The 12,327-nt window shown below is 45.0% G+C and carries 9 protein-coding genes; 3 read left to right on the top strand and 6 right to left on the bottom strand.

Annotated features, from left to right (window positions below; translation table 11 throughout):
• Positions 1 to 5,177, top strand: a 5,177-nt coding sequence (locus R7Z78_RS06750) for a Calx-beta domain-containing protein (protein ID WP_169644522.1), incomplete at its 5' end; no start/stop codon positions are given.
• A gap of 54 nt (positions 5,178 to 5,231) precedes the next feature.
• Here the strand turns inward: R7Z78_RS06750 and R7Z78_RS06745 are convergent.
• Both R7Z78_RS06745 and R7Z78_RS06740 read right to left on the bottom strand, forming a co-directional pair.
• Complete coding sequence (locus R7Z78_RS06745; protein WP_169644520.1) at positions 5,232 to 6,425, bottom strand: class I SAM-dependent methyltransferase; 1,194 nt, start codon at positions 6,423 to 6,425, stop codon at positions 5,232 to 5,234.
• 160 nt (positions 6,426 to 6,585) lie between these two features.
• Entirely contained in the window at positions 6,586 to 7,989 is a 1,404-nt protein-coding gene (locus tag R7Z78_RS06740; protein ID WP_017821867.1) for a methyl-accepting chemotaxis protein, read from the bottom strand.
• 90 nt (positions 7,990 to 8,079) lie between these two features.
• On the opposite strand from R7Z78_RS06740, the gene yccX reads away from it, so the two are divergent.
• Positions 8,080 to 8,352, top strand: coding sequence for an acylphosphatase (gene yccX, locus R7Z78_RS06735; protein ID WP_017634611.1), 273 nt, complete (start codon positions 8,080 to 8,082; stop codon positions 8,350 to 8,352).
• A 2-nt stretch (positions 8,353 to 8,354) separates the two neighbouring features.
• Here yccX and R7Z78_RS06730 read toward each other — a convergent pair whose 3' ends face one another.
• Positions 8,355 to 8,684: a TusE/DsrC/DsvC family sulfur relay protein gene (locus R7Z78_RS06730; protein ID WP_005377396.1), complete on the bottom strand. Its 330-nt coding sequence runs from the start codon at positions 8,682 to 8,684 to the stop codon at positions 8,355 to 8,357.
• Positions 8,685 to 9,092: 408 nt separating this feature from the next.
• Here R7Z78_RS06730 and R7Z78_RS06725 point away from each other — a divergent pair, with 408 nt between their 5' ends.
• Positions 9,093 to 9,467: a chromosome partitioning protein ParB gene (locus R7Z78_RS06725; RefSeq protein WP_104975334.1), complete on the top strand. Its 375-nt coding sequence runs from the start codon at positions 9,093 to 9,095 to the stop codon at positions 9,465 to 9,467.
• A gap of 76 nt (positions 9,468 to 9,543) precedes the next feature.
• Here the strand turns inward: R7Z78_RS06725 and R7Z78_RS06720 are convergent, their stop codons facing one another.
• From R7Z78_RS06720 to R7Z78_RS06710, 3 genes are all read right to left on the bottom strand, one after another.
• The gene (locus tag R7Z78_RS06720; protein ID WP_025766607.1) at positions 9,544 to 10,206 is read right to left on the bottom strand and encodes a Bax inhibitor-1/YccA family protein; all 663 of its coding nucleotides are present in this window, start codon (positions 10,204 to 10,206) and stop codon (positions 9,544 to 9,546) included.
• A 249-nt stretch (positions 10,207 to 10,455) separates the two neighbouring features.
• Positions 10,456 to 11,205 carry an amino acid ABC transporter ATP-binding protein gene (locus R7Z78_RS06715; RefSeq protein WP_005377400.1) on the bottom strand — a complete coding sequence of 250 codons (750 nt, stop codon included), beginning with the start codon at positions 11,203 to 11,205 and terminating at the stop codon, positions 10,456 to 10,458.
• Positions 11,206 to 11,228: 23 nt separating this feature from the next.
• Entirely contained in the window at positions 11,229 to 12,326 is a 1,098-nt protein-coding gene (locus R7Z78_RS06710; RefSeq protein WP_005389988.1) for an amino acid ABC transporter permease, read from the bottom strand.
• Between the last annotated feature and the right edge of the window lies 1 nt (position 12,327).

Genomic DNA, 12,327 nt, shown 5'->3' with positions numbered 1-12,327 from the left:
CCGGTACGGCAACGATAGTGGATGACGGCACGGGTCCAGGACCTGATCCGGATGATGACCGTCCAAGCGTGACTATTTCAGACGCTGGCACCATCAATGAGGGTGACATAGCGAATTTCAAAGTGACGCTGTCGAATGCCTCCGAGTCCACTGTTCAAGTCGAGCTAGGCCTGAACTTAGGTGACACCGAAGTTGGAGACTTAGGCACCTTAGAATACAACACAGGCTCCGGTTGGGTTGCAGTGCCAAACGATGGCGTAGTAACGGTGCCAGCTGGGCAAACCGAGTTTGATGTGCGCATTGCTTCCATTGATGACGCGGTGTACGAAGGCCCAGAAGATTTCAGTGTGACAGTGACTGGCATTGGTGCAGTGCAAGGCAGCGATACGGGGACGGCGACGATCGTGGACGACGGCAGTGGTCCGGGCCCTGATCCGGATGATGACCGTCCAAGCGTGACTATCTCAGATGCTGGCACCATCAATGAGGGTGAGACAGCGAACTTCAAAGTGACGCTGTCGAATGCCTCCGAGTCCACTGTTCAAGTCGAGCTAGGCCTGAACTTAGGTGACACCGAAGTTGGAGACTTAGGCACCCTAGAATACAACACGGGAAGTGGTTGGGTTGCAGTGCCAAACGATGGTGTGGTGACCGTGCCAGCTGGGCAAACCGAATTTGATGTGCGCATTGCTTCCATTGATGACGCTGTTTATGAAGGCCCTGAAGATTTCAGTGTCACGGTAACCGGCATTGGCGCAGTACAAGGCAGCGATACCGGTACGGCAACGATTGTGGATGACGGCAGTGGTCCGGGCCCTGATCCGGATGATGACCGTCCAAGCGTGACTATTTCAGACGCTGGCACCATCAATGAGGGGGATACGGCGAACTTCAAAGTCACCTTATCGAACGCGTCTGAAGCGGAAACGCAAGTGGAGCTGGGTCTTAATCTCGGCGATACCGAAGCCGGTGACTTAGGTACCTTGGAATACAACACAGGCTCCGGTTGGGTTGCAGTGCCAAACGATGGCGTAGTAACGGTGCCAGCAGGGCAAACCGAGTTTGATGTGCGTATCGCTGCCATTGATGATGCTGTTTATGAAGGCCCTGAAGATTTCAGTGTGACGGTAACCGGCATTGGCGCAGTACAAGGCAGCGATACGGGGACGGCAACGATTGTGGATGACGGCAGTGGTCCGGGCCCTGATCCGGATGATGACCGTCCAAGCGTGACTATTTCAGACGCTGGCACCATCAATGAGGGTGAGACAGCGAACTTCAAAGTGACGCTGTCGAATGCCTCCGAGTCCACTGTTCAAGTCGAGCTAGGCCTGAACTTAGGTGACACCGAAGTTGGAGACTTAGGCACCTTAGAATACAACACAGGCTCCGGTTGGGTTGCAGTGCCAAACGATGGTGTGGTGACCGTGCCAGCAGGGCAAACCGAGTTTGATGTGCGTATCGCTGCCATTGATGATGCTGTTTATGAAGGCCCTGAAGATTTCAGTGTGACGGTAACCGGCATTGGCGCAGTACAAGGCAGCGATACGGGGACAGCAACGATTGTGGATGACGGCAGTGGTCCGGGCCCTGATCCGGATGATGACCGTCCAAGCGTGACTATTTCAGACGCTGGCACCATCAATGAGGGTGAGACAGCGAACTTCAAAGTGACGCTGTCGAATGCCTCCGAGTCCACTGTTCAAGTCGAGCTAGGCCTGAACTTAGGTGACACCGAAGTTGGAGACTTAGGCACCTTAGAATACAACACAGGCTCCGGTTGGGTTGCAGTGCCAAACGATGGTGTGGTGACCGTGCCAGCAGGGCAAACTGAGTTTGATGTGCGTATTGCTTCCATTGATGATGCTGTTTATGAAGGCCCTGAAGATTTCAGCGTGACAGTAACCGGCATTGGTGCAGTGCAAGGCCGCGATACCGGTACGGCAACGATTATTGATAATGATGCTCCTCCTTCTATTTCAAATGTTGTGAATGCAGTTGTTTCGGAAGAAGGTTTAGCTAATGGTATCCCTGATAATACAGGAGCACCTTCAGACACCACTAACTCCGCAAGTTTCTCAGGAACATTCACAGTTGCCGATCCAGACACGGCGAATGTTTCAGTGGTATTGGCAGGCCCTAACAACCTAACATCAGGAGGGGAGCCTATATCGTGGACGTGGGACAACAGTACTCAAACGCTGACTGCGAAAACTGCTCACCTGAGCGTTGTTGCTACCGTTGTGCTGAGCGAGCTTTCAGCTTCAGGTCAAGGCTCTTGGGACTATACTATTACTCTGTTTGAGCCACTTGATCATCCTGTTAATGATGTGGAAGACATCATCAACTTTGATTTACAGATTTCTGTAAGTGATGGACAAACAACAACATCTCAAAGCTTAAATGTGGCCGTTGAAGATGATTGCCCATACGTGCCTGTTGTTGTTCAACCCGTCGATGTGTCGCTTACTGGTGCACCTAACGTTCTGACAGGGCGCATAGATTTTGCAGGAAGTGAGGCAGATGCAACCAGTCGAACATTTGGGGACGTTGTTGTGACTGCAAACGGTTTTGTGTCTGACGAATCTGTGATGCTGGGAACAGCTGAAATCAATCAATCATCAGAAGGGATTGGCGTTAAAAGTTCTGGTAACAACGGCTTCCAATTAGAAAACGAAGTCGATTATCGATTCGCGGGTAATGAGGGTGTATCAGAGCAGTTAATCATAGACTTAGGCAATAAAGTTGCTTACGGAGCAGAAATAGAATTTGAGAAAATGTTTGGTGGTGAACTTGAGAAAGGAATCGCATCTTTTTATAGAGATGGTGTATTAATTGCTCAGCAATCGTTCAGCTCTGACGCAAGCAGTGGTGATTACGCGGCAAATTTCAATGTTCAACAGGGAGGCTTTGATAAAATCATCCTCGAGGCGACCAGTAATGGCAATGGCCCGGATACTGAAGACAACAGTGACTTTACCGTTAAATCAATAACCTTTACAGGTGCGTACTCTGGCGTGCCAATTGCTAGTGCGGATGGGAACCTCGGTGCTGTATATGGAGCTGATGGCCCTGGTTCTATAGTCTTAAATGGAGGTGAGGCTGGTTTAGAGACTCTAGATGGTAAAGACGTGTTGATATACGTCGATCCACAAAACTCTAATAGACTGATTGCAGAGGCTGATGGAGAGCTTGCATTCGAAGTTCAACTTACACCTAGCACTGGAAAATGGGAGTTCTTCCAATACTTGCCTTTGACCTCACCTTATGGCGATGGGGATATCGATTTTAACTACACTATTACTGATAATGATGGCGACAGTAAAACGGGGTACTTTTCTGTCAACCCTTACGCCCCACCAATTGTAGAAGGTGTAACACTAAACGTTTCTGAGGAAGGCTTAAGCAACGCCATTGCTGATGACTCTGCTCTAAACGGCTTTGATGACACAACTGACTCGAGTACTGATGTAGAACAATTGACGCTGGGTCAAACCGTTGATTCTGTTACGCTCAGTGAACCATCTACAGCTCTTACTAGTAACGGTATCTCTGTAACGTGGACGTTATCAAATAACGACCAAATGCTTATCGGTTCAGCGAACGGTGAAGAGGTTATCAAAATATCAGTCAATGATACTGGAGTGGTATCTACGGAGCTTCTTGGTCCGATTGATCACTCCAACCCATCTGGAGAAGACACCTTAAATATTGAGGTGCCTGTGCTTGTCTCGAATGCTCGTGGTCTTACTAACTCCACAACGGTCAACGTTATTGTGGAAGATGACTCACCAGATTCTGCATCTATTATTCACGATGTAGTTGCAGAAACTAAAGAAAGTGCCAACGTTCAACTCATAATGGATGTCTCGGGTTCTATGCGAACGGATAATCGCTTGCAGATAATGAAAGATTCGGCAACTCAGTTATTGAATCAATATGAGTCTATCGGTCAAACGCGAGTTCAAATTATTACTTATAGCAGTACAGCATCCACTTACGCTATAGGTGCTGCGACGTGGCTGACGGTCGAGGAGGCCAAAGCGTATATTGAGACGCTAACTGCGGGTGGCGCGACTAACTATAACAACGCGCTAAATGAAGCAAAACAGTCATGGGATGATGTAGGTAAGTTAACCAGTGCGTCGAATGTTAGTTACTTCTTGTCAGATGGTCAGCCAAACCCTGCGTCATCATTTATAAACGACGCTCGCGAGCAGAGTTGGATTGATCACCTAACCGATCCTGATAATCAGATAACAGCCCTAGCGTATGGTATGGGCGTTAATCTTATGCCGGAGCAATTAGATCGCGTAGCATATGATGGCTTTTTGAATCAAGACCTTGATGGTGTTGTGGTTCCTGACGTAACTCAATTACCTCCGGTTATGTTGCAGTCAGTGATTCAACCTGTTGGGGGGAACTTGATGTATACCACTTCTCCAGATACAGGTATTGGTGCAGATGGTGGTTATATTAGCGAAATAGAACATGACGGTGTCACTTATTCGTTTGATGGTTCAGACCTAATAGTAACTGACAATAACGATGGTATTTCGCATGCATTTGACGACACAACGATGCAGCTTACTATCTATATCGACAGCAAACATACTCTGGAAATCGACTTAAACGACGGTGCGTATGCATTTTATGGTGCGGTGGGTGATACAGTTGAAACGTTAGACTTCGATTATGTATTGACGGATAACGATGGTGATCAAAGTGAGAACACCCTGCAATTCGTTATTGATGAAAACGGAGGAGTAAATGCTTCAAGTAATGGCTCTGCAAATATTATTGAAGCTGAAGTGGACGTAAGTCATGACATCTTGATCGGTAATGATAACGAGGCAGATGTCTTTAAATGGGTCAACGACTCCTTGGATACAGGAACAGATCTAATTAGAGGTTTTGAGAGAGATTTGGACACCTTAGATCTGAGTGAAGTCGTTGAAGATGCAGGGCACAATACGATAGAAGAACTTCTCAATAGTATTGACTTGAACATTGATGGCGATGACTTATCTCTAGAAATAACCCATAACGATGGAAACTCAATTCAAACTATCGTAATAGAAAACGGGGCGACAGAGTTTAGTGATTTAATCGTGGGAAATGCGGACTTTGAGAAAGATGTGTTATCCGCACTAACTAAGGTTAACTTAGAGCCATAATGAAAAAGGGCCAGTAGGCCCTTTTCTTTCTGCTTTGTCTTACTTATTCGTAGCCTAAAGCACTTTACATGCAAAACCTTTTAAGTAGAAACCTTCTGGATATGCGGTATCGGTTGGGTGGTCAGCGGCTTGCTCAAAACGCTCCACAAACTTTACTTGGCGGTTAGCGTCTACGGCTGCATCAGCGATGATTTTCTGGAACAGAACTTGATCCATCAAGCCAGAGCACGAGTAGGTCAGTAGCGTGCCGCCCGGTTTTAGAATTTGCATTGCTAGCATGTTGATGTCTTTGTAACCACGACATGCACCGTTTAGTTGTGCTTTGCTCTCTGCGAACTTCGGTGGGTCCATAATAACCACATCGAACTGAGTTCCTTGATCACGATACTCACGAAGCAGCTTAAACACGTCTGCATTTAGGAACACGGCACGCTTCTTCGAAATATCAAAATCGTTTAGCTCTGCGTTGAATTTTGCGGTATCTAAAGCAGGTTGTGACACGTCAGCGTTAATCACACGCTTTGCATCACCTTTTAGAGCGTAAAGTCCGAAGCCACCTGTGTAAGAGAAGCAGTTAAGAACTTCTTTGCCTTTCATATATTTCATCGCTTGCTGGCGACTATCTCGTTGATCTAGGTAGAAACCTGTTTTGTGTCCGCCAACGATATCTACACTAATCTTTACGCCATTTTCTTCGATGACGACCGATTTAGGTGGCTCTTCGCCGTGCAAAACGCCCGTGCTCTCTTTTAAACCTTCTTTTTTACGAACGGCTACGTCAGAGCGCTCGTACACATTACAATCAGGGAAGTACTCAACCAGAGCGTCAACAATAGCCTGCTTATTGTGTTCTGCGCCAGCACTGAGAAGTTGGCACACAAAGAAATTTTGGTAACGGTCGATCGTAACGCCAGGTAAGCCGTCAGACTCTGCTGCGATAAGGCGATAACCCGTAAGGCCATCACGTTTGATAATGTCTTCACGAAGAAGTTGTGCGTCTTTAAGTCGTTTAACGAAAAACGCGGTGTCGATTTCTTCTTTATCAAAACTCCAAATACGAGCACGAATTTGTGAAGCTGGCGAATATGCCGCCTTAGCTAGCCATTTACCGTCGTGAGTGAATACATCAACCGTTTCGCCAAGAGCAGGTTCGCCCTCAACTTTGTTGATGCCTCGAGAGAAGATCCAAGGGTGCTTGCGCTTGACCGATTTCTCACGACCTTTAACCAAATAGATAGCAGCTGTCATTTCATTAGCTCTTGTTGAATTTTGAAAGGGGCGTATTGTCCGGGATGTAAATGGTAAAAGCAATATCCCTCGGCAATCCAGTACATTGTAGTGACTTTTAAATACAAAAAAGGTCACTAAAGTGACCCTTTTATTGAATTTGCTGTAATAGATTCCGTTGCTATGCTTTAAGTCCAGTAAGTAGTGCTTCCATTGTGTCGCTTTGCTTACGCAGTTGATCAACGTTTTGTGAAGTCGTGCTTATCATATTGCACACGTTATCTGCTTGAACTCGAATTTCTTCAACGCTTGAGGCGATATTGTCCGCGACTACACCTTGCTCTTCAGCTGCTGTTGCAATTTGAATGCTACTGTCGGAGATAGTTTGATTTTTATCTGCCAAAGAGCCGATTTCGTGATTCACTTCCGTCATGAGGTTTTGTCCCTCATTTGCGTTATTAACTGTCACTTCCATCAGCTTAGTAAGTGACTGACTATTACGCTGTAACGATTCAATCATCGTTTGGATTTCAACTGTCGCTTGCTGAGTGCGTCCCGCAAGAGCGCGAACCTCATCCGCAACGACCGCAAATCCACGACCTTGTTCTCCAGCACGTGCAGCTTCAATAGCCGCGTTCAGAGCAAGTAGGTTGGTTTGCTCGGAGATCCCATTGATGGTTGTCACTACTTCATCAATTTGTGCTGCATTGGCATCTAACTCGGCAACGGCTTGAGACGCAGATTGAATCTCATTAGAAAGGTTCGAAATCGAGTGAAGCGTATTCTCAACTTTCACTTGTCCAGACTGAGCCACGTTACGTGCATCATCGGTTTGCGTGCTTGAATCGTGAGCTAGTGTCGCGACTTCTCGAATCGTTGATGCCATCTGTTCAGTTGCACTCGCAAGAGAGTTGAGGTGTTCCTGCTGAGTCGCTGAAATATCTGAACTGTGATGAATCGATTGATTCAGATCTGAGCTAATTTGTTGCATTAAAGCCACAGACTCTTGAATCGACAGCACCATTTGTTGCTCTCGTTCTGCAACTTTGTCTATCGTAATAGCAATTTCACTAAACTCGTCGCGAACAGGGAAGAAGTTCATTCTCGCAGTTAAGTCGCCACCCGCAAGGGTGTTTAATGCTTTGTTCATCGTGAACATCGCGCCGCCAATAAACGTCATGATGTAGTAAACGCCAAGAGCAAGAATAAACAAGCTCACACAGATGATGCTCACTTGAGTCGTTGATAGGGCAGTCCATAAAGAAAGTTCATGGTTCGCAACCAAACTGTACGCACCATTTAAAACAGACACGGATTGCGAACCAGAGCCAATAGAAACGGTTTCTGAACCCGCTATGAGGCTTGCTACTTGAGATTGAGAAAGGTTGCCTGCCTCTATCAGACCTTTCATAAGCATGAGCTCTTCTTGGTACATACTTGAGATCAGTGTATTAGCCGCGCTATTAAGGACGAGAGTGAGAATGACTAAAGCAAGAAGAGGGAGAACGAAGAGCAAATAGAACTTTTCTTGAATCTTTAAGTGAATGAGATACTTATCAATCCAGCGGAATGGAATTTCTTTCATAATTATAATAACCGTGCAAAAACCCACTATCCTTAGTGGGGTGAATAGACGAAAAGAATATATCACTCAGTAAAAAGAAGCGGTACAAAGATGAACGTAAAGTGTGAGAGATTTATAGTAAAAGGTCATGTTCAAGGCGTGGGCTTTCGTTACCATACTTCCCATCAAGGATTGAAGCTAGGGTTAACAGGTTATGCGAAGAACCTAAACAATGGTGATGTTGAAGTGATGGCGTGTGGAACAGACGCGCAAATAGTTGCGTTTTCGGAATGGTTACAAGAAGGACCGCGAACGGCAACAGTAGAGCATGTGATGCAGGAACCTGCGTCGTATAAGCCGTTACGCGGTTTTAAAATTTTATGAATCTACAAGCATTTAGCTGGCTTTGGTAGGCCGGCTAATTTGGTTGCTTGTTTGGCTGGCCCCTTTTTAAACAGCTTGAATAGATACTTACTGTTACCTTTTTCTGGGCCGTGCGCTTTTTCCATCGCTTTCACAAGCATACGCACTGCAGGGGAGGTATTAAACTCTTCATAAAAGTCTCGCACAAAATGCACAACTTCCAAATGAGCATCCGTAAGCTCGATGTCTTCTTCTTTTGCTAAAAGCTCAATCATACCTTCTTCCCATTGAGTATGATCCAATAAGTAGCCTTGAGCATCCGTTTCAATTTCTTTGCCGTTGTAAACGAACATAACGTTTTATCCGTTAAGTAAACATGGATGTTTATAGATTAGCGACAGCCGAGAATGTTCTCAACAAAAGAATCTCGAAGTCGTATCGAGCGAATCAAAAGCGTACAAAATGGTGAGTGTTTTTGACTGAGCTAGGCACTTTGATATAAATGCTCTTTTATTCAAATAAATAGGAAACTATTCAGTTTGTTAGAAATTTTACGGGGTGAGTACCAACGAAATTGCATGGATATCCAGGCTTATTCATTTTTGTTTTGGTTTTTTCTTGGCTACTTGTCTGATTATGGGATTTTATGGGTGAATGAATAGCTGACAACGTTGTGTTTGTTTTCATAGACCGATATTCTCTTTGATTGATGAAAAGCATGTATTCAGGTTAGAAACAACAATGATGACAAGGAGTTAGTCATGTCGAAACAACGTTACATTGAGATTAATGACAATGTAAAATCCACTTGGTCCATCGAGCGTATTTGGCAACTTGCAGAATCCTTACCTGTAGAAGAAATTTCGATTGATGATATCAAAGGCCCAAATGAAGTGACTTGGTTTAGTCATGAAGGGCCACAGCCAACCTGCCGTGAAATTGCAAAACATTGCCAACGAATCAACAATGCTGATTTGTCGTATCCGGTAATCTTAACCAGTGACTATCGTGTTTTTGACGGTATGCACCGAATCGCCAAGCAAATCATGTTAGGAGAGGAAACGATCAAAGTGAGACGCTTTAGAGAAAATCCAAAAGCTGACGAAGTTATCGAGTTGTCAGTAGAGCAGGCGTAATACACTGAATTGCACACAAAGAAAAAGCCCGAAGGAATTACCTTCGGGCTTTTTGATTCTACTTAACGAGAAACGATTAATCGTCGTTCATAATACCTAGAATGCTTAGTAGGCTGATGAAGATGTTGTAGATTGATACATACAAAGTTACTGTCGCAGAGATATAGTTTGTTTCACCGCCACGAATAATGCTTTGTGTTGTCATCAGGATCGCCATAGTAGAGAAAATGATAAACAAGCTGCTCAACGCCAAGTGTAAAAGGGTTGATTGAATAAAGAAGCTTGCAATCATGCCCACAACCAGCACAACAAATAGTGATAGCATTAAGCCACCCATCATCGATAGGTCACGTTTCGTTGTTAGTGCGTATGCCGATGCTGCCATGAAAGATAGTGCCGTACCACCGAGTGCGGTTAATACGATATCGCCCATGCCTGCACCGATGTACATGTTTAGAATAGGGCCAACGGTGTAACCTAAGAAGCCAGTAAATAGGAACGTAAACACAAGGCCAAGACTGTTGTTACGGTTTTTTTCTGTTAAGAATAATAGGCCGTAGAAACCAACCAGCATTAGGATGATACCTGGATGTGGAAGGTTAAATGCCATTGCAACGCCAGCAACGACTGCCGACCATAAAAGTGTCATTGAAAGTAGAGCGTAAGTATTACGCAATACTTTGTTCGTTTGTAGAGCACTTTCTTGAGTTGAAGTGCGGGTAAACATTGGACTGTTCATAATCTTCCTCGATAAGAGACTTTCTTTTAAGTACATTTATGGGATTGAAAGTTCAAAAAATCAAGCCCTAACCATACGTAACTTAGATAAAATAATAATAGAAATAAGATGTTATGTATTTGGCAACTTGTAACACAATATTACTGCCTAGCATAGCTATGTTGATTCTTACACAGATTTTTGAATTTAGTAACAAAAAGCACTGGCTTCATAGAAACCAGTGCTTTTTTATGTCGATTCGGCTAAATCTTAGTGGTGTAAGATTTGCGCTAGGAAGTTTTGGGTCCTATCCGATTGAGGATTCTCAAAGAAGTCGACCGGGTTGTTTTCTTCGATGATCTCTCCTGCGTCCATGAATATCACGCGATCGGCAACCTCTTTAGCAAAGCCCATTTCATGTGTCACACATAGCATAGTCATGCCTTCCTCGGCGAGTTCGACCATTACATCCAGTACTTCGCGAACCATTTCCGGGTCGAGTGCAGATGTTGGCTCATCAAAAAGCATGACTTTAGGGTTCATACACAAAGAGCGAGCAATCGCCACACGTTGTTGCTGGCCACCAGACAGCTGACCGGGATACTTCTCCGCTTGGTCTGGAATTTTAACACGTTCCAGATATTTCATCGCAACGGCTTCTGCCTCATCTTTTGGCATCTTCTTCACCCAGATAGGCGCGAGCGTACAGTTTTCCAGTACGGTTAAATGAGGGAAGAGATTAAAGTGTTGAAAGCACATGCCCACTTCTCGGCGTACTGCTTCAATGTTCTTTAAGTCTTCAGTTAATTCCGTACCAGAGACGTAAATGCTGCCTGCTTGGTGCTCTTCAAGGCGGTTAATACAGCGAATCATCGTTGATTTTCCCGACCCAGATGGGCCACAGATAACGATTTTCTCGCCGCGCTTAACGTCGAGGTTAATATTTTTTAGTACGTGAAACTCACCATACCATTTATTCATGTCCTTCAATTGGATCATGTAATCTTGTTGTTGCGTCATAATACGTCCTTGATCTTGATGAGTTATCGTTTGTGACCGGTATGAAGTTTGTTTTCAAGCCATATCGAATAGCGCGACATGCCAAAACAAAATACCCAAAACACTAACGCGACAAATACATAACTTTCTGTAGCAAAACCTAACCATTCAGGGTCGGTGTTTGCTGCTTGCCCTATACCGAGTACGTCAAACATACCAATGATGAGTACCAAACTGGTGTCTTTAAACAAACCGATGAAGGTGTTCACGATAGAAGGAATAGTAATCTTTAGCGCCTGTGGCAAGATAATCAGCCCAGTCTTTTTCCAGTAACTTAACCCAAGCGCATCAGCGGCTTCATATTGACCTTTCGGAATGGCTTGTAGACCACCGCGTACCACTTCTGCCATGTAAGCGGAGGCAAACATAACCACACCGATAAGGGCGCGAATCAGTTTATCTGTCTCTGAACCTTCAGACATAAATAATGGAAGCATAACCGAAGCCATGAACAAAACCGTAATCAGCGGAACGCCACGCCAAACTTCAATGTAGACGGTACAAATGCTGCGAATGATCGGCATCTCTGAACGTCTACCAAGCGCAAGCACCACACCAATTGGCAATGAAACTACGATACCAACTAGCGCAATAATGAGCGTAACGAGTAGTCCACCCCACTTGTGTGTATCTACCACTTCTAGTCCAAAGACACCACCGTATAAAAGTCCAGCGATGATGAATGGGTAGATGTTTACGAAGAAAAGCCAAATCCACATCCGTTTCGGTGTCTTCTCATACGCGAGTAAAACAGTAAATATGGCTAATGTGATATAGAACAGGCGAGGGCGCCATAGTTCGGACTCTGGATAAAAACCATACATGAACTGCTCCCAGCGCACGCTGATAAATACCCAGCAAGCACCATCTCGGCTACAGTCGTCACGCGTTGAGCCAATCCAGTCTGCGTTAATAAACGCCCAATCCACGATATACCATATTGCAGTTACGACAATATACGCAAGAATGACAGTAACAATGGAATTGATAGGGCCATTAAATAGATTTTTCCGCATCCAACCAACGAAGCCTACAGTATTGGCGGGTGGCGGGAGATCCGGTTGAAATTGATGAGTACTCATA

The organism is Vibrio sp. 1167 (assembly GCF_033340375.1).
GTDB classification, from domain to species: Bacteria; Pseudomonadota; Gammaproteobacteria; order Enterobacterales; family Vibrionaceae; genus Vibrio; species Vibrio alginolyticus.
Note: the sequence above shows the minus strand (reverse complement) of the source record. Positions and strands in the feature narration are given on the sequence as shown.